Source organism: Cupriavidus gilardii (assembly GCF_013347325.1).
Lineage (GTDB): Bacteria > Pseudomonadota > Gammaproteobacteria > Burkholderiales > Burkholderiaceae > Cupriavidus > Cupriavidus gilardii.
The window spans coordinates 1,113,959-1,132,084 of the sequence record NZ_CP054624.1; the positions used below are offsets into that span (position 1 = coordinate 1,113,959).

The 18,126-nt window shown below is 66.4% G+C and carries 13 protein-coding genes; 9 read left to right on the forward strand and 4 right to left on the reverse strand.

Translation table 11 applies throughout. From position 1 onward, the window contains the following. Positions 1-153: 153 nt before the first annotated feature. Complete coding sequence (locus FOB47_RS05270; RefSeq protein WP_174780190.1) at positions 154-1,155, reverse strand: Bug family tripartite tricarboxylate transporter substrate binding protein; 1,002 nt, start codon at positions 1,153-1,155, stop codon at positions 154-156. A gap of 75 nt (positions 1,156-1,230) precedes the next feature. Further along, positions 1,231-2,700, reverse strand: coding sequence for an amidase (locus FOB47_RS05275; RefSeq protein ID WP_174780191.1), 1,470 nt, complete (start codon positions 2,698-2,700; stop codon positions 1,231-1,233). Between the two features lie 137 nt (positions 2,701-2,837). Here FOB47_RS05275 and FOB47_RS05280 point away from each other — a divergent pair, with 137 nt between their 5' ends. The 7 genes from FOB47_RS05280 (at position 2,838) to FOB47_RS05310 (ending at position 9,811) form a co-directional block, all read left to right on the forward strand. Next, positions 2,838-3,761 carry a LysR family transcriptional regulator gene (locus FOB47_RS05280; RefSeq protein WP_053823956.1) on the forward strand — a complete coding sequence of 308 codons (924 nt, stop codon included), beginning with the start codon at positions 2,838-2,840 and terminating at the stop codon, positions 3,759-3,761. 136 nt (positions 3,762-3,897) lie between these two features. Further along, on the forward strand, positions 3,898-4,434 hold the full coding sequence (locus FOB47_RS05285) for a DUF4142 domain-containing protein (RefSeq protein WP_053823955.1): 537 nt from the start codon (positions 3,898-3,900) through the stop codon (positions 4,432-4,434). Between the two features lie 2 nt (positions 4,435-4,436). Beyond that, the gene (locus FOB47_RS05290) at positions 4,437-4,769 is read left to right on the forward strand and encodes a cupredoxin domain-containing protein (protein WP_390884796.1); all 333 of its coding nucleotides are present in this window, start codon (positions 4,437-4,439) and stop codon (positions 4,767-4,769) included. Next, entirely contained in the window at positions 4,766-5,476 is a 711-nt protein-coding gene (locus FOB47_RS05295) for an RNA polymerase sigma factor (RefSeq protein ID WP_174780192.1), read from the forward strand. Before FOB47_RS05290 ends, FOB47_RS05295 begins: the two co-directional genes overlap by 4 nt. Positions 5,477-5,539: 63 nt before the next feature. Continuing rightward, on the forward strand, positions 5,540-7,048 hold the full coding sequence (locus tag FOB47_RS05300; RefSeq protein WP_244959296.1) for an FAD-dependent oxidoreductase: 1,509 nt from the start codon (positions 5,540-5,542) through the stop codon (positions 7,046-7,048). Positions 7,049-7,186: 138 nt separating this feature from the next. Then, positions 7,187-8,185, forward strand: coding sequence for a Bug family tripartite tricarboxylate transporter substrate binding protein (locus tag FOB47_RS05305; protein WP_174780193.1), 999 nt, complete (start codon positions 7,187-7,189; stop codon positions 8,183-8,185). A gap of 150 nt (positions 8,186-8,335) precedes the next feature. Continuing rightward, the gene (locus FOB47_RS05310) at positions 8,336-9,811 is read left to right on the forward strand and encodes a sensor domain-containing diguanylate cyclase (RefSeq protein WP_174780194.1); all 1,476 of its coding nucleotides are present in this window, start codon (positions 8,336-8,338) and stop codon (positions 9,809-9,811) included. Between the two features lie 31 nt (positions 9,812-9,842). Here the strand turns inward: FOB47_RS05310 and FOB47_RS05315 are convergent, their stop codons facing one another. Continuing rightward, complete coding sequence (locus tag FOB47_RS05315; protein ID WP_174780195.1) at positions 9,843-11,987, reverse strand: phosphocholine-specific phospholipase C; 2,145 nt, start codon at positions 11,985-11,987, stop codon at positions 9,843-9,845. Positions 11,988-12,507: 520 nt separating this feature from the next. Between FOB47_RS05315 and FOB47_RS05320 the strand changes: the two genes are divergently transcribed. Further along, a complete protein-coding gene (locus FOB47_RS05320) occupies positions 12,508-14,742 on the forward strand; it encodes a phosphocholine-specific phospholipase C (protein WP_174780196.1) in 2,235 nt (744 codons plus the stop codon). Between the two features lie 10 nt (positions 14,743-14,752). Here the strand turns inward: FOB47_RS05320 and prpR are convergent, their stop codons facing one another. Further along, positions 14,753-16,699 carry a propionate catabolism operon regulatory protein PrpR gene (gene prpR, locus FOB47_RS05325; protein WP_174780197.1) on the reverse strand — a complete coding sequence of 649 codons (1,947 nt, stop codon included), beginning with the start codon at positions 16,697-16,699 and terminating at the stop codon, positions 14,753-14,755. Positions 16,700-16,913: 214 nt separating this feature from the next. On the opposite strand from prpR, the gene FOB47_RS05330 reads away from it, so the two are divergent. Beyond that, on the forward strand, positions 16,914-18,113 hold the full coding sequence (locus FOB47_RS05330) for a CaiB/BaiF CoA transferase family protein (RefSeq protein WP_174780198.1): 1,200 nt from the start codon (positions 16,914-16,916) through the stop codon (positions 18,111-18,113). Positions 18,114-18,126 lie beyond the last annotated feature (13 nt).

The window sequence follows — 18,126 nt, forward strand, 5'->3', positions numbered from 1 at the left end:
GTTGCTTGAGGGGCAACGGCGCTCAGTGGGTTGAGCGCGTGCCGACGAGCATAATTTGTTTTGTACCGGTCAGTCAAATAATGCCGGGGCGCCATTGCTGGTTCCCGCGGCCGGGCACGCGGGATTACGCAGCGGCGCTGCCTGACTCCGCCCTTATTCCGCGCGAATATTCGCCCGCGCCGCGACGGCGCGCATCTCCGGCAGCTCCTTTTCGACCCGGGCCTTGACCGCGGCGGCATTGCCATAGGCCGGCGTCAGCGCCAGCTCGACGAGTCGAGCGCGCGTGGCCGGCGCATTGACGACGTCGGCCAGCGCCTTCTCCAACTTCTGCTGGACCGGCGCCGGCAAGCCCGCCGGTGCGATCAGCGCGAACCACGTGCCCATCTGGAAGCCAGGGTAGCCGCTCTCGGCCACCGTCGGCACCTGCGGCAATGCTGGCAGGCGCAGCGGCGACAGCACCGCAAGCGGGCGGATCCTGCCAGCCTTGATCAGCGGCAGCGTCGCGACCACGGTATCGACTGCGACTTGCACCTGGCCGCCGGCAAGTGCCGTCAGATTGGGCGCACTGCCGTTGAAGGGCACATGGACCATGCGGATGCCGGTGGCGGACTTCAGCATCTCGCCGCCGAAATGCACCGACGAACCGGTGCCGAACGAGCCGTAGGAGAACTTGTCCGGATCAGCCTTCGCCTGCGTGACGAGATCCTTCAGCGAATGCAGCGACGTGTCCGGGTTGGCGACCAGCACCAGGCTCATATCGGCGACCAGACCCAGCGGCGTGAAGCTCTTGATCGGGTCGTAGGCGAGACTTGGGCGGATCGCCGGGTTCAGCGTCAGCGTGGTGCTGGCCGCGAGCAGCAGGGTGTAGCCATCGGGCGCGGCCTTGGCGACCTGGGTGGCACCGATCACCGTACTGGCGCCCGGCTTGTTTTCGACGACCACGGTTTGCCCGAGCTTCTCGCCCAGGCCCACCGCCAGCAGACGCCCGAGCACATCGGTCGCGCCGCCGGCGGCAAACGGCACCACCAGACGGATTGGGCGCTCCGGATACGTCTGCGCCGTGGCTGGCGCCATGGTGGTCGCCAGGACGGCGATCAGGCCGGTGCATGCGAGGAAGAATCGCTTGTGGGGCAGCTTCGGGGGCATTGCGGTCATCAAGGGCACTCCTGCCAGCAGTGGTGAAGTTCGAATTCGGTCGGGCGGCTGTGGGATCGCCGGACGTGGCGGGGCTCAACCCAGCCAGGGACTGCGCACCCGCGAGAAACCGCCCGCAAGGTCGTAGGCATGGCCCAACTGCAGCACGGCGGCATCGGTCTGCGCGGGTCCGATGATCTGGATGCCGGCGGGCAGGCCGTTCGGTCCGAAGCCGGCCGGTGCGGCCAGGGCGGGCAGCCCGGCCATCGTCGCCGGCACCACGGTCTGCATCCAGCGGTGATAGGTGTCCATGTCGCGGCCGTCGATGGCGTGCGGCCAGTCCCATTCCGCGTCGAACGGAAACACCTGCGCGGCGGGCAGCACCAGATAGTCGTAACGCTCGAACAGGTGGACCAGCGCCTGATACCAGGCACTGCGCACGCACATCGCTTCGTAGACGCGCGGGCTCGGCAGCGCCATGCCGCGCTCGATTTCCCAAGCAGCCTCGGGTTTGAGCAGCGCGCGCTTCGCACGGTCGTGCCACAGCGCGGCATTGGCGCCGGCCACCGAGAAGCTGCGCAGATCGATCCAGGCGTGCCACAGCGTTTCCAGATCGAATGCCGGCAGCGCGGGCTCGACCGTGCAGCCCAGCGTGCGGAAATGGTCCAGCGCGCGGGCGCAGGTATCGAGCAAGCCCGGATCGGTCGGCAGTTGGCCGTTCATATCGCCCAGCCAACCGATGCGCACGCCGCTCCAATCGCGCTCCGGCGGCAGCGCAAAACTGCCCGGCGGCTCGCAGCGGCGCGTCAGCGGCAAGCGGGCATCGAAACCCGCCTGCACCGACAGCAACAGGGCCAGATCCGGCACGTTGCGCGCCATCGGACCGGCCACGCTGAATTGCTGGAAGAAGACTTCATCGGTCGGACCGTGCGGCACCAGGCCGAACGACGTGCGCAACCCATAGACATGATTGAACGCTGCCGGCGTGCGCAGCGACCCCATCATGTCCGAGCCGTCCGCCACCGGCAGCATGCGCAGCGCGACGGCGACCGCCGCGCCGCCGCTGCTGCCGCCCGCGGAGCGCGACGGGTCGAAGGCATTGCGCGTGGTGCCGTAGACCGGGTTGTAGGTATGACCGCCCAGGCCGAATTCGGGGGAATTGGTGCGCCCGACAAACAGCGCGCCGGCTTCACGCATGCGCGCGAAGATCGCGGCATCGGTCTGCGTGACCTGGCCGGCGAAGATCGGCGAGCCCTTGGTGGTGACCATGCCCGCGGCCGGGCTGATGTCCTTTGGCGCCTGCGGGAAGCCATGCAGGGGGCCGCGGCTTTGTCCGCGGGCGAGCTCGGCATCGCGCTCGGCGGCCTGCGCGCGCAGCGTGCCACGATCCAGCGGCGCCACGATGGCGTTGACGCGGGGGTTGTGGCGGTCGATCTGGTCGAAGAAGGCGTCGAGCACCTCGACGCACGAGACCTCGCGCGCGTGGATGGCGCGGGACAGTGCGACGGCGTCGAGTTCGACGATCGGATTGGCCGGTTGGCTGGAAGGGGCTTGGTCGGGCGGCATGGTCTGGGTTGTCTCCTTCGTGGATTCGTCAAAGCATACGGGCCGGGCAGGCTTTCGCACAATCGACGATTATTTCAAATATCCTTGCGTAAAACGCAAACCAGACCTGGAAACCTTCCCGCCGGAGACCCGAACCGATGCTGTCGCACCGCCTGCAGGACACCTCGCTGCGCTATTTCCTCGAAGTGGTCCGTAGCGGCTCGCTGACCGAAGCCGCCCAGCGGCTCAATGTCACGGTATCGGCGGTCAGCCGCCAGGTGGCCTCGCTCGAGGCGCTGCTGGGCGTGCCGCTGTTCGATCGCCGCCCGCGCGGCATGGTGGCCAGTGCGGCTGGGGAATTACTGGCCGCCTACGCATTGCGCGGCGCTCTGGAAGCCGACCGTGTCGTCTCGGAAATCGCCGCGCTGCAGGGCCTGCGGCGCGGACGTGTACGCATTGCCAGTTCGGCTGGATTTGCCATCGACTTCCTGCCGCGATGCATTGCCGAATTCCGCGAGCGCTATCCGGGCCTGCATTTCCATGTACGCGTGGCACCGCCCGCTGAAGTCACCGGCATCGTGCTGCATGGCGACGCCGATATCGGGATTACTTATAGCCGCGCAGGCGAGCAGGGCATCCGCGTCGAGCATCGGCAGCCGGCACCGGTGATCGCCATCATGCGCCCGGACCATCCGCTCGCTCGCTTTCGCAGCGTGACGCTGGCCCAGATGCAGCCGTATCCGTTGGCATTGCCGGAGGCCGACAACACGGTGCGCCAGCTGTTCGACATCGCCGCCGGCGAACGCGGCATCGTGTTCGAGCCGGTGCTGGTCACCAATCATTTCGAGACGCTGACCAGCTTTGTGCTGCATGGCGGCGGGTTATCGATTTCGGGTGCGGTGACGGTGGGAGACCGGCTGCGTCGTGGGGAGCTGCACGCTGCCGTGATACGGGAGCGCGGGATGAAGGGACGTTCGATCGAACTGCAGACCTTGGCGGGGCGGACGTTGCCGGAGGGGGTGAGGGGATTTTTGGGGTTTGTGCGGGAGAGGCTGGGGGCGGAGGCCGGGGCAGTGGGATGATCGGGAGTGCGTCTCGATGGTGGCGCTTTCCCCCGGAACGCCGCCTGCCCTCGTGACATCCATCTCCATGAAAGGACCCGATCGCCCACGCCTTCCGGCGGCGGCCACCGGATCCACTTGATGGAGGAGCGATGCCATGAAACACGTGCTGACAGCCCTATCCCTGTGCTGCGCTGCGGCAATCGCATGGGCACAGGCACCCAACGACGCCCAGATCGCCGCCATCGTCGTCACAGCGAACCAGGTCGACATCGACGCCGGCGAACTGGCCCGAACGAAGGCGAAGTCGAAGGAGGTGAGGCAGTTCGCCGACCTGATGGTCACCGACCACTCCAGCGTCAACCAGTCCGCAATGGACCTGGCCAGGAAGCTCGACCTCACGCCCGAAGACAACCCGACCGCCCAGACCCTGAAGCGTGGAGGGGAAGCAAACATCGCCAAACTGAAGGGGCTCAAGGGTGAGGCGTTCGACCGGGCCTATGTCGATCAGGAGGTCGACTACCACCAGGCCGTGCTCAATGCCCTGGACAAGACCCTGGTGCCGAACGCCAGCAATGCCGAGCTGAAGGCGCTGCTGGTCAAGGTACGGCCTGCCTTCGTTGCGCATCTGGAGCATGCGAAGCAGTTGCAAGCCTCGCTGCCCAAGGGCAAGACTGGCGCCAGGAACAAGTAGCCATGATTCGCAGCCGGGGGACCATGCTGGGATCGCTGCTGATGGCGGCGATCCTTGGCGGCACGGAAGTCGGCGCGGCGACCTATATTGTCACCATCGAGGGCATGGAATTCCGTCCTTCGACATTGGTGCTGCACCGCGGCGATCGCGTCGTCTGGGTCAATCACGATCTCGTGCCGCATACCGCGACCGCGTCGGACGGCAAGGGCTTCGATTCCGGCCATATCGCGCCCGGTGCGTCATGGGAGCATGTGGTGCAGGGCCAAGGATCGCTGCCTTATGTCTGCACGCTCCATCCGACCATGCAGGCGGTGCTTGAGGTTCGCAAGCGATGATCCCTTCCAGTGCAACGGCGCTCGCCACCGGCAATCCTTATCACGATGACCAGGAGCTTGCCCGGCGTATCGCGGCGGGCGATCGTTCGGCGTTCGAGTTGCTGATCCGGCGGAACAACAGGCGCCTGTATCGTCTGGCGCGGGCCGCGCTGCGCGACGACGCGGAAGCCGAGGACGCCTTGCAGGAGGCTTATCTCTCGGCCTATCGCGCGATCGGCGAATTCCGCGGCGATGCGGCGCTGGCGACCTGGCTGTCGCGGCTGGTACTGAATCAATGTCTCGGTCGATTGCGCCGGCACGCGCGCCGCGAGAAGGTGATTCCGATGGTGGCTTCATCGGGGGATGACGCTATGGAGCACGACTATCCCGCACCCGACGACGATGCGCCCGACCGGGCGTTCGCGCGTACCGAGTTGCGCGGGTTGATCGAGCGTCAGCTGGACCGCTTGCCGAAGGCGTTTCGTCTCGTATTCGTGATGCGGGAAGTCGAGGAAATGAGCGTCGAGGAGACCGCGCAGTGTCTCGACATTCCGGAGGCAACCGTCCGCAGCCGGCATTTCCGTGCACGAAGCCTGCTGCGGGAGGCGCTGGCTCGCGAGGTCGATCTGGCCGGCCGCGATCTGTACGAATTCGGTGGCGTGCGCTGCGATCGGATCGTGCAGGGGGTGATGGCACGGTTGGACCGCGAGAACGCTGGCAAGGGATGAAAGGATCGCCAAAGTAGCCCACGTGCCAGACAACGCCATCAACAACGCCGCAAGGAACTCGACATGACCACCTCCCTCTGGCGCGGCACGACCAACCCGACAGGATGTCCGATGCTGGTCGAGGACATCCAGACCGATATCGCGATCGTCGGTGGCGGCATTACTGGCGTCAGCCTCGCCTGGCGTCTCGTGCTGGCGGGGCGCAGCGTGGTGCTGCTGGAAGCGAATGCCCTGGGCGTCGGCGATACCGGCAATTCCACCGGCAACCTCTATGCGACGGTCAGCAGCGGGTTGCGCGCCATTCGGCAGAAGTGGGGCGACGACGTAGTACGGCAGGTCGCCCAGTCGCGCGGCGAGGCGGTCGATTGGATCGAAGAACACGTTCATCGCCTCGGCATCGATTGCGCGTTTCGGCGTTGCCCTTTGGTTCGCTATCCGGCGTCGGCCGATGCGCGCGACGGGATCGAGGCCGAGTTCGAGGCGTCGCTGGCCGCCGGCCTAGCAATTCGGAGGGAGGGCGTCTTGCCTCCGGGCTTGCCGCATGCCCACGGCGATGCGCTGGTGCTGGAGCAGCAGGCGCAATTTCATCCGCTTGCCTATGTGCTCGCGCTGGCCCGGCATGCCGCCGACAATGGCTGCCGCATCTTCGAGCGCTCGCCGGTGATCGAGCTGGACCGCTCGCAACAGCTGCTGCGAACGGAGCGCGGCAGCGTCAAGGCCCAGCACATCGTTCTGGCCACGCATTCGCCGAGCGGCTTTCATCTGATGCAGGCCGGCATGGTGCCGCATCGCGAGTATGGATTGGCTGCGCCATTGAACGGCGACTCGTTTCCCGCGGGGATTTTCTACGCCGAAGGCAGCGAGCGCTTGTCGGTGCGCGGTCTTGATACCACGCAGGGCAACTACCTCGTATGCGTCGGCCAGACGGCCAAGACGGGTCAGCATGACGCGGCCGCCGCCATGGCCAGGCTCGAAGACTCGGCAAGGCAGCGTCTCGGCATTCGCCAAGTTGCCTTTCGCTGGTCCGCGCAGAACTTCCCGTCGCCGGACGGGCTGCCCTATATCGGCAAGGACGCGTTTGGCTGCTACGTGGCCACCGGTTTCGCGACCGACGGCCTGACCTACGGCACGCTGGCCGCGGCCATCATCGCTGACCGGATTCTCGGGGCCGACAACCGCTGGAGCGAGCTTTACAGGGCAACGCGGCTGACCGCCGTGAAATCGGCGAAGGGCACCGCCGAGGAAGTGGTCAGCATGGGCAAGGCGCTGATCCAGGACTATCTGACGCGCCGCCAGCACGAACAGTTGCAGAGCCTCGCACCGGGAAGCGCAGCGATTGCCGAGCTGGAAGGGGAACGCGTCGCGGCCTATCGCGATCCCGCTGGACGGCTGTTTGCGGTATCGCCCGTCTGCACGCACATGAAATGCATCGTCCATTGGAATGCGGTCGAGGCAAGCTGGGACTGCCCATGCCATGGCAGCCGTTTCGCGCCCGATGGCAGCGTGCTGTCCGGCCCGGCGCTGGCACCGCTGACCATCAAGCTGGTACCGGACCAGGAAAGCGGTACCTGAGCCGACGCCGCCGTGGCTCAATCGCCGTCGTTCTGCTCTGCGGAAAATGGCGGAAAACCCCAACATGTCGCGGCCTGGAACAGCCATTAAGATGAACCGGCAGCAGCGGACTTCAAAACGACAGCCGGAGACATCAGCATGGATCGACGACAGTTCCTCGGTGCGGCGGCTTGTGCCACCTCAGCGCTGGCGGCAAATGGTCTGGCGCCACAGGCATGGGCCGCCGATTGGCCGAGCCGGCCGATCCGTCTGGTGGTCGCCTATCCGCCGGGCGGCGGTACCGACGTGGTGGCGCGCCTGTTCGCCGACTACTTCACCAAGGTCATCGGCCAGTCCGTGGTCGTGGAGAACAAGCCAGGCGGCGCGACGATCCCTGCCACGCAGGACGTGATTCGCGCGAAGAACGATGGCCATACGCTGCTGGTGACGCTGGGCTCGTCGGCGACCTCCGGGGCGCATATCAACCGCGTACCCTACGACCCGCTGACCGATCTGACCGCATTGGCGGAGTTGGGCAAGGCCCCGGTCGTGATGGTCGCGAACAAGGACGCGCCATTCTCGTCGCTGAAGGAGCTGGTCGCCTGGTCCAAGGCCAACCCCGGCAAACCGCTGCATTCGGCCTCGTACGGCCCGGGCACCTCGTCGCACTTCGGGCCGCTGCTGTTCAATCGGCTTGCCGGCACCCATATCGAGCCGGTGCTGTACAAGGGCTCGGCGCCGGCCACGCAGGATCTGGTCGGCGGCGTGGTGCCGCTGATGATCGACGGGCTGACCACGGGCGTGCCGCTGTATCAGGCCGGCAAGACCAAGGTGCTGGCCACCACGATTCCGGAACGTTCCGAACTGGCTCCCGGTGCGCCGACGTTCCGGGAACTCGGCTTCCCCGAGATGGAGCAGCTGAGCGGCTATTTCGCGCTGTTCGGTCCCAAGGCGATGCCCAAGGAGACCGTGGAGGCGGTATCGGCCGCGGTGCGCAAGGTGTTGGCCGATCCGGCCTATCACAAGCGCCTGGCGGGCGTCGGCGTATTGCCGCCGCAGGCCGTCACGCCGGACGCCTTTGCCACGCAGATCAGGACCGATCATGCCCGCTGGGGCAAGTTCATCAAGGACATCGGCTTCAAGATCGAGGGAACCTAGGCGCCAGCGCCAGCTCCCGTACCATCGCGGGATTTCCCATCCGGGGCCCGGTGCCCTATGCTACGGGCTTTGCGTGGCCTGCCGGCGCAGCGGCAGGGCCATCCGGCCCGCCGCGGGCGCCACGCCAGCCAGGAATCAGAGGACCCCGCCTTGAAGGCCGATAGCACCGCGTCGATCGTCGACGACTACCAAAACCTGTTCGATCTCGCGCCAGTCTCGTTGTGGCTGGAAGACTATAGCGACCTGAAACGGCATCTGGACGGCCTGCGCGCCGCGGGCATCGTCGACCTGCGTGCCCATCTGCACGGTCATCCCGACGAGGTTGCCCGTTGTTCGTCGCTGATGCGGATCGTCCATGTCAATCGCCGCACGCTGGAGCTCTACGGCGCCCGCGATCTCGCCGACCTCGTCGGCAATCTGGACAAGGTGTTCCGCGACGACATGTTCGAGCAGCATGTCGAAGAACTGGTGCAGCTGTGGGAAGGCAAGGGGACCTTCTCGGGCCAGTCGGTCAACTACACGCTCGATGGCCAGCGTCTCGATATCCAGCTGTCCGGCCGCGTACTGCCCGGCCACGAGCAGCACTGGGATCGAGTGCTGCTGTCGATCGACGACATCACGCAACGCCAGCGTGCCGAACGCGAATTGCGCAATAGCCGGCAATACGCGGTCGGGCTGTTCGAGCATTCTCCGGTGTCGCTGTGGGTCGAGGACTTCAGTGCAGTGAAGGTGCTGCTCGATGAGGTCCGGGCGGCCGGCATCACCGATTTCCGGACATTCCTGAATGTGCATCCCGATTTCGTCGCGCGCTGCATGCAGGAAATCCGCGTGATCGACGTCAACCAGCAGACGCTGCTGATGTTCAGCGCGCCGTCGAAAGCGGTGCTGTATTCCCGCCTGGGCGACGTTTTTCGGGACGACATGCATCAGCATTTCGCCGAGCAGCTGGTCGACTTGTGGAACGAGAAGCTGTGGCAGCAGCGCGAGATCGTCAACTATGCGCTGGACGGCCGTCAGGTCGATGTGTACATGCAGTGGTCGGTGTTCCCGGGCCATGAGGCGGAATGGGATCAGGTGCTGGTATCGCTGACCGATATCACCGCGCGCAAGAAGGCCGAGGCCTATGTCGAGTTTCTCGGCAAGCACGACGTGCTGACCAAGCTGTACAACCGCGCCTACTACGAGGACGAGCTGGCCCGATTGGGCCGCAAGGGCCCGTGGCCGGTCAGCGTGATCGCGGTCGATCTGAACGGGCTCAAGCAGGTCAATGACAACCTCGGCCATGCCGATGGCGATGCGCTGCTGCGGCGCGCGGGCGAGGTCCTGAAGAAGGCTGTCGGCGACGGCTTCTGCGTGGCCCGTGTCGGCGGGGACGAGTTCATGGTCCTGCTGCCGGACCGCGACGAGCATGCCGCGGCCTCGGTCGTCGCGCAGATCCAGCAGGTCGTCGAGCTGAACAACCAGTTCTATCCCGGGGCGGCACTGAACTTCGCCATCGGCGCGGCGACCTGTGCGGTGGGCGAGCGCCTGACCGACACGGTCAAGCAGGCCGACGCACGCATGTACGCCGCCAAGCGGGCCTACTACGAAAAGCTGCGGGCGGAGCGCGAGCGCCGCCTCGGCTGAAGCGGACTCAAGCCCTCAAGCGTTCAAGCCATCAGTCGCGTTCGCCCATCGCCGGGTCGGACACCAGGTCCTTGCCCGTTTCGATGCGCCCGGCGAAACGGCGGCGGAAGCTGCCCTGCTGGGTGGTCACCGTGAAGTCGTACCAATTGCCCTGCGATCCGACCGGCCAGTGCTGGTCCAGCTGCTTGCCGGCCGGCACCTCGAAGGTCCACGGACCGTCGTCGCGATAGGCGTTCGGCACCACGGTGAAGGTGCAGGCACTGGCGCCGGCATTGATCATCGTCAGATAGACCGCCGCGTTGGCGATGTCGTAGCAGACACGGATCTCCGGTGCGCTGGCGCCCGCGGTGCCCAGCGTGCTGACGTCGCCGCGGAAGCTGCGGTGAAATCCATTGGGCCCGAGCACGAACAGGTCGTAGCGGCCCTCGTCGCTGGCAAAGACGTCGTAGCGGCCATCGAGCTGCTTGCCCGGTTCGACGGCATAGCGGCGCGGCACGCGGTCCAGATGCAGGCGGTCGTAGACGTGAAACACCGCGGTGGCGGTTCCCGTATTGCTGAACAGCAGCCACATCGCGCGGCCACTGGCGTCTTCGCGGCCGCTGACATGCAGTTCGTACGGCAGCCCGCGCGACGGCCGCGTTCCGGTTGCCTGCGCGGGCAACTGCTGCGCGCTCGTCGCGGGCAGCGGCACCTGCGGCAGCTGGCCCTGCGCGGTGCGGATCGCGTCCGCACTGGTCTTGTCCCGAGTCGGCAGCGACGGCAGCGTCTCGGTATTCGGATTGACGAAGTTGAACGCCGAGGTCAGGTCGCCCGCGATTGCGCGGCGGTACGCGCTGATATTCGGCTCCATCACGCCGAAGCGAGCCTCGAGGAAGCGCAGCACCGAGGTGTGGTCGAACACCTGCGAATTGACCCAGCCGCCGCGGCTCCACGGCGATACCACGTACATCGGCACGCGCGGGCCCGGGCCATAGGGATTGCCGTCGGTGTGATATTCGCCGTCGGTCGCCACCGTCGACGCGCCGGCCAGCGTGCCGTTGTCGAAAGCGGGCGCACATGGCGGCGGCAGGTGGTCGAAGAAGCCGTCGTTCTCGTCGAAGTTGATCAGCAGCACCGTGCGGCTCCAGACCTCCGGATTGGCCGTCAGCGCGTTGAGCACCTCCTGCGTATACCAGGCGCCCTGCACCGGGCTCGACGGTCCCGGGTGTTCGGAGTAGGTGGCCGGCGCCACGATCCACGACACCTGCGGCAGCGTTCCCGCCGCGATATCGTCCTTCAGCGCCTGCAGAAAGCCGCCGTCGGGCATCGTGTTGCCGATGCCCTTGATCAGCGGGCTGATCGATTCGTCGGCCGGCGTGTACGGCGGATACGGACTGCCATTCGGCTGGTTCCCCCGCGCCGCGTTGGCGTCGCGGTATTGCTTGAAGCCGGCCAGCGGGTTGTCGGTGAAGTTGTCCGGCAGGTTCTGATAGACCTTCCAGCTGACGCCGGCCGCCTGCAGCCGTTCCGGATAGGTGGTCCAGCGGTAGCTGATGCTCGTTGCATCGAGCGAATCGCCGCGGTTGTCGATGACAGGGCCGCCCATCGCGCCGGTAGGATCGTTGGTCCCGGTCCAGTGGAACAGGCGGTTCGGATTGGTGCCGCCGTGGAACGAGCAGTAGTACGCGTCGCAGATCGTGAAGGCGTTGGCCAGCGCGTACTGGAAGTCGAGTTCGGCTTCGGTATAGAAGCCCATCGAATGCGGTTCCTTGTACGTCGGCCACTGGTTCATGCGGCCCAGGTCCCAGGCGTCCTGCGCATCGGGATAGCTGTGCGGCGTGCCGCTGACGCGCTGCGCATTGCCTGCGCTGCTGTCCAGGTGGTAGGGCAGCACGATGCGGCTGACGCCGTTCTCGGTATAGGTCTGCTCGAACACGTTGCGTCCGCCGGCCAGCGGAATCGGAAAGCGGTCGCCAAAGCCGCGCACACCCTTCATCGTGCCGAAGTAGTTGTCGAACGAGCGGTTCTCCTGCATCAGGATCACGACGTGTTCGACATCGCGGATCGTGCCGGTGGCGTTGTTGGCGGGAATGGCCAGGGCGCGGCGAATCGCAGGCGGGAATGCGGCCAGCGTGGCGGCAGCGGCGGCGCCGGTGCTGGCGATCTTCAGGAATTGACGACGGCTGTTCGATGGCATGGCGAAAGGCGGCTGGGATGACGGGATGGTACCGGCAGGGCGGCGATCGGGAAACCATGGGCGCCGGCGCCCGCGTTCAGCGGGACGCCGGACAGCCGAAGCCGGCACCGTACCGGAGCGCGATGTCAGCGCCATGACGTCGGGATGACAGCCGCCACTTCACAACTTGTGCGGGAGTTCGGGCTCGGGTCACAGTGCCGTCATGCATCGGCACTAGGCTGGCGGGATTTTCCGGAGCGGCACGCCTGTCGATCCGGAATCTTTCCCATCCTTCTTCCACGCCAGCGAAGGTCCCAATGCAAGCCCTGAGAATGACGAGAGCGCTGTTGGCCGTTCTTCTGACCACTGCCGTGCTGACAGCCTGCGGCGGCGACGACGACAAGCCGGGCGAAACGCCCAGGCCGCCGGAGACACCGAAGCCGGAACTGCGCTGCGCGCCCTGAGCGAACGCCCGCACTCCGTCAACCGGCGTACCTTGCGCCATCGCGCGCTCTGCCTCCTACCACAACAACGAACAGAAATGACCTCTCGCCGCAGATTCCTGCAGGCGAGCGCGGCTGCCGGTTTTTCGGCCGCCGCGCTGGCCGCCTTTCCTCCGAGCATTCGCCGCGCGCTGGCCATTCCGGCCAACAACGCCACCGGCACCATCATGGACGTGCAGCACGTGGTGATCCTGATGCAGGAGAACCGCTCGTTCGACCACTACTTCGGCACGCTCAGCGGCGTGCGCGGATTCGGCGATCGCATCACGATTCCGATGCCAAACGGCCGCAAGGTCTGGCAGCAGGAACGCGCCAATGGCACGGTGATCACCCCCTACCATCTGGATGGCACCGCCAATAACGCGCAGCGCGTCGCCGGCACGCCGCACTCGTGGAAGGACAGCCAGGAAGCGTGGGACCACGGCCGCATGTCGCGCTGGCCGGTAGCCAAGACCGACACGTCGATGGGGTATTACAAGGAACAGGAGATCCCGTACCAGTTTGCGCTGGCCAACGCGTTCACGATTTGCGACGCCTATCACTGCTCGATGCATACCGGCACCGACGCGAACCGGTCGTTCCATTTGACCGGCACCAACGGCCCGGTGCCGCAGAACGTCGCCTTCGTCAACAACGAGTGGGATGCGATCAACGGCATCCCGTCGGACGCGAACATCGGCTACACGTGGAAGACCTATGCCGAGCGGCTGGAAGAGGCCGGCATCAGCTGGATCAGCTACCAGAACATGCCGGACGAGTGGGGCGACAACATGCTCGGCGCCTTCCAGACGTTCCGCCGGGCCAATCTGGCATCTGGCTTTCCGGTGTCGAGCGGCGGCGCCCCGGGCGCGCCGTACAACGATACGGGCCAGCCGCTGCCGTATCACGCCTACGATGCGGCGACCGACAACGCCAACAACCCGCTGTACAAGGGCGTCGCCAACACGCTGCCGGGAAGCCAGCCGGACCAGTATCTTGATGCCTTCAAGCGCGACGTGCGCGAAGGCAAGCTGCCGCAGGTGTCGTGGATCAATGCGCCGTCGATCTACTGCGAGCATCCGGGGCCGTCGAGCCCGGTGCAAGGCTCGTGGTTCCTGCAGGAAGTCCTCGATGCGCTGACGGCCAACCCCGAGGTCTGGAGCAAGACGGTCCTGATCGTCAATTTCGACGAGAACGACGGCTATTTCGATCACGTGCCGTCGCCGTCGGCGCCGTCCCGCAATCCGGACAACACGTACGCCGGCAAGACGACGCTGAGCGAGGAGCAACTGGCGCCGGAGTATTTCACGCAGCCGCCGCCGCAGGGCAGCACCAGCCAGCCGGCGCCGGATGGCCGTGTCTATGGGCCGGGCCCGCGCGTGCCGCTTTACGTGATCTCGCCGTGGAGCCGCGGCGGCTGGGTCAATTCGCAGGTGTTCGACCACACCTCGGTGCTGCGCTTCCTCGAAGCCCGCTTCGGCGTGCAGGAGCCGAACATCAGCCCGTTCAGGCGCGCCGTCTGCGGCGACCTGACCAGCGCGTTCAATTTCAAGACGCCCAATTCGGAAGCGCTGCCGACGCTGGCCGGCCGCACCACGCGCGACGCCGCCGACGCGCTGCGCGCCGCGCAGCAGCGGCTGCCGGCCGTGCCGGTGCCGCGCGACATGGCGCTGCCGCTGCAGGCACCGGGCACGCGTCCTTCGCGCGCGCTTCCCTACGAGCTGCATACCAGCGCGCGGTGCCAGGCGTCCGGCCAGGTCGAACTGCTGTTCTCGAATACCGGGACGCAGGCCGCCGTGTTCCACGTCTACGACGGCCACAAGCTCGACCGCATTCCACGCCGCTATATGGTCGAGGCCGGCAAGACGCTGTCCGATACCTGGAACGCCGCGTCCGACAATTTCGGCCGCTACGATCTGTGGGTGCTGGGCCCCAACGGCTATCACCGGCACTTCAAGGGCGATCTGAACCGGCTCGGCGGTACGCAGGCCGCGCCCGAGATCCGCGTCTGCTACGACATCGCCAATGGCGATGTCTACGTGGACCTGCTCAATCCGGGCGCCGCCGCTTGCCAGTTCGCCATCACGCCGCTGGCCTATCGCGCCGACGGCCCATGGCAAGTGGATGTTGCCGCGGGCGGCACGGCATTGCGTCACTGGTCGCTTGCCGACAGCGGCCAGTGGTACGACTTCGCGGTGACGTGCAGCAGCGATCCGGCCTTCTATCGCCGCTTTGCCGGCCGCGTCGAGACCGGTCGGCATACGGTCAGCGACCCGGCGATGGGCGAGGTCTGATTGCCGCGGATCAGCGGTCCGAAGTAGTGGGCGGCGAGGGCTGCTCCCTCGCTTCCTTGACCCATCGCCACAACGTCGCCCGGCTGATGCCCAGCAGCTGGGCCGCCTGCTGCCGATTGCCGCCGCATGCGGCCAGCACTTCGAGCACCCGTTCGCGAGGCGCGGCGTTGGCGCCGGAACCGTCGGCGTCCACGCCAAAGAGCTCGGGGCAGTCATGGCGCAGCTCGTCGAACGCGATCGCGTCGACGCGCGGCCACTGCGAGAAGAACACCGCCATCCGTTCGCACAGGTTCTCCAGCTCGCGCACATTGCCCGGCCAGCGATAGGCCAGCAGCCGCTCGCGCAACGGCGCAAGCAGGGCCTTCGCGTCGAGGCCGCTGTCAACCCGGTCCAGACTGCGCCGCAGCAGCACGGCAGCCAGCGTTTCGATGTCCCGCTGCCGCTCCCGCAGCGGCGGCAGGCTCAATTGCAGCGTGTTGATGCGGTAGTAGAGGTCCTGCCGGAATTGCTTCGCCGCGATCCGCTGCGGCAACGGCTGGTGGGTTGCCGCGATGATGCGCACGTCGACGGGAATCGGCACGCCGCCGCCCAGCCGCACAATCTCCCGCTCCTGCAGCACGCGCAGCAGCCGCGTCTGCAGCGGAACCGGCATGTCGCCGATCTCGTCAAGGAACAGCGTGCCGGTGTGAGCGGCTTCGAACAGGCCGCGCTTGCCGCCGCGGCGTGACCCGGTGAACGCGCCTTCCTCGTAGCCGAACAGCTCGCTCTCGAGCAGCGCCTCGGGAAACGCCGCGCAGTTGACCGCGACGAAGGGCTTGTTCGCGCGCTTGCTGTCGTTATGAATGGCCTGGGCAAACAGCTCCTTTCCGACGCCGCTCTCGCCGGAGATCAGCACCGTCAGATCGGTCCTGGCGAAGCGTTTGGCTGTCTGACAGGCGCGCAGGAAAGCCGGGCTGGTCCCGACCAGATTGTCGAAGCGATGGCGTGCCGTGGGCTGATGGCGGCGCTGCTGGCTGCGCAGGCTGGCGTCGGCATCCTGGATATTGCGGGCGTCGTACAGCGTCAGCGCGGCGCCCACCGTCTCGCCGTGCTCGCGAATCGGCGTGCGGTTTGCGATCCAGTCGCGCTGGGCGTAGCGCAGCACACTGCCGCGCTCCTGCAGGCCGCTGTCCAGCGTGGCCTGCAGCGACAGCGCCGGCTCGATGTCGTCCAGATGCTGGCCCAGCAGGCGGGCGCGCACGCGCCCGAGCAAGGTCTCCATCGGCGGATTGACGGCGATCACCCGATTGTCGCGATTGACGGCCAGCACCGCCTCCTGCAGGTTGTGCAGCACGCCGTTCAGCTGCTCGTAGCGGCCGGCCTCGAGCCGCGCGACGCGTGCCAGTTCGATCGCGTCCTCGATGCCCTGGCGCACCGCGCCGAGCGAGTAGGCGAGCCGTCCCTGCAGACCGTACTGCTCGGCCAACTCGACCACGATGCTGGAGCCGACCACCACTTCGTAGCCGTCACGGGCCAGCAGCTCGAAGCACTGCCTCGCCTCGTCCGGCGTGCGGTAGGCGTATTGGGCGACCTCGATCCTCAGCAGATCGCGCACGGCATCGAGCTCGGGGATGCAGGTGCCGTACATCACCACGCCGACCTTGGACGAGATGCGCCGCGCATTGAGCAGCGCCAGCAGGATGTCGAAGCCGGACAGCTTGATGGTGGCCACCGGCGCCACCACCGCATTGCGCAGGATGGTGGCGTTGGCGCCGGCGCTGATCAGCGCGTCGGTCGAGCCATCGCGAATGCGCTCGCGAGCGGCATCGAGGGCCGCCTCGAACGAGGCGTTGACCACCTCGATGTCCGCGCGATCCGCGTATTCGTCCAGCACCGTCATCGCGAACCGGCTCAGGTGCTTGTAGCTGATGAAGCAAAGCCGCGGCCTGATGCCGCGGTCGTTCGGGGTGTTGCGCATGGTCTCCTCGCCGGCAATCTTCGCGCCTCGGACGGATCGGGGGTCGTCGTTTACGCGAGGTCGCCGTGTTTCATCGACGTTTCATCAGTGTTTCATGAAACGCCGAAACGCGAGTGGCAAAATGGATTCCCTCGAAGAATCAATGCGTTAGCGTCCGTTGCAACGATGGCATAGCGCTTGCGGAATAGGCCTCACGCTACTGACGGAGGAAAGAATGCAGGCGCTCAGCCATATCACCGTGCTGGATTTGACCCATATGCTGTCGGGCCCGTACGGCACGATGCTGCTGGCCGATCTCGGCGCGCGCACCATCAAGGTGGAGCCGCCCGGCGCAGGAGAGGGGACGCGCCGGCTGCTGGCCGACAGCGAGGACTATGCGCGCGACGGCATGGGCGCCTATTTCCTGACGCTGAACCGCAACAAGGAAAGCGTCTGCATCGACCTGAAATCCGACGCCGGCCGCGCGGTGTTTCTCGATCTGGTCCGCCATGCCGACGTGGTGTTCGACAACTTCAGCGCTGGCGTCACCGAGCGGCTGGGCATCGATCATGCGGCGCTGTCGCAGGTCAACCCCCGCATCGTGACCTGCTCGGTGACGGGCTTCGGTCAGACCGGACCGGACCGGCAACAGCCGGCCTTCGATCAGGTCGTACAGGCGATGGGCGGCGGCATGTCGATCACCGGCATGGCCGACGGTCCACCGGTGCGCAGCGGCATTCCGATCGGCGACCTCGGCGGCGGAGTATTCGGCGCGATCGGCGTGCTGGCGGCGCTGGCCGAGCGCGAGCGCAGCGGCGTCGGGCAGCACGTCGACATCTCGATGCTGGACGCTCAGATATCGCTGCTGAACTACATGGCGACGATGCATCTGATGTCCGGCATCGTGCCGGAGCGGATCGGCAATAGCCATTTCGTGCACGTGCCGTACAACACTTATCCCACTCGCGACGGCCACATCATCATCGCCTGCATCGGCGATGCGTTCTTCGAGCGCTTCCTCAGCGTGATCGATCATCCCGAGCTGCGCCGCCCGGAATATCTGCGTCAGCCGGGCCGTTATGCCGACAAGGACCGCATCGACGCGATCATTGGCGAGGTGCTGCGCACCGAATCGTCGGCCTGGTGGCTCGACCGGCTGCGCCAGGCGCGAATTCCCTGCGGCCCGGTCAACGACTTCGCCCACGCGCTGCGCGAACCGCAGGTGCTCGGCCGCAACATGGTGGTCGAAGTCGGTCTAAAGACAGGCGAGACGGTGCGCATGCCGGGCAATCCGGTCAAGCTGTCGCGCGCCGCCGCGCCGACATACAGCTGTCCGCCTGCGGTTGGCGAACACACCGAGGCCGTGCTGCGCGATCTGCTCGGCTATGACGCCGATCGGCTGGACCGGTTGCGCGCTGCGGGTGCGGTTGCATGACGGAGGCGACGAC

Excerpts from the sequence above, each read along its gene's own strand:
- FOB47_RS05270 (WP_174780190.1), bottom strand. The coding sequence starts at position 1,155 with ATGACCGCAATGCCCCCGAAGCTGCCCCACAAGCGATTCTTCCTCGCA.
- FOB47_RS05275 (WP_174780191.1), bottom strand. The coding sequence starts at position 2,700 with ATGCCGCCCGACCAAGCCCCTTCCAGCCAACCGGCCAATCCGATCGTC.
- FOB47_RS05280 (WP_053823956.1), top strand. The coding sequence starts at position 2,838 with ATGCTGTCGCACCGCCTGCAGGACACCTCGCTGCGCTATTTCCTCGAA.
- FOB47_RS05285 (WP_053823955.1), top strand. The coding sequence starts at position 3,898 with ATGAAACACGTGCTGACAGCCCTATCCCTGTGCTGCGCTGCGGCAATC.
- FOB47_RS05290 (WP_390884796.1), top strand. The coding sequence starts at position 4,437 with ATGATTCGCAGCCGGGGGACCATGCTGGGATCGCTGCTGATGGCGGCG.
- FOB47_RS05295 (WP_174780192.1), top strand. The coding sequence starts at position 4,766 with ATGATCCCTTCCAGTGCAACGGCGCTCGCCACCGGCAATCCTTATCAC.
- FOB47_RS05300 (WP_244959296.1), top strand. The coding sequence starts at position 5,540 with ATGACCACCTCCCTCTGGCGCGGCACGACCAACCCGACAGGATGTCCG.
- FOB47_RS05305 (WP_174780193.1), top strand. The coding sequence starts at position 7,187 with ATGGATCGACGACAGTTCCTCGGTGCGGCGGCTTGTGCCACCTCAGCG.
- FOB47_RS05315 (WP_174780195.1), bottom strand. The coding sequence starts at position 11,987 with ATGCCATCGAACAGCCGTCGTCAATTCCTGAAGATCGCCAGCACCGGC.
- FOB47_RS05320 (WP_174780196.1), top strand. The coding sequence starts at position 12,508 with ATGACCTCTCGCCGCAGATTCCTGCAGGCGAGCGCGGCTGCCGGTTTT.
- prpR (WP_174780197.1), bottom strand. The coding sequence starts at position 16,699 with ATGCGCAACACCCCGAACGACCGCGGCATCAGGCCGCGGCTTTGCTTC.
- FOB47_RS05330 (WP_174780198.1), top strand. The coding sequence starts at position 16,914 with ATGCAGGCGCTCAGCCATATCACCGTGCTGGATTTGACCCATATGCTG.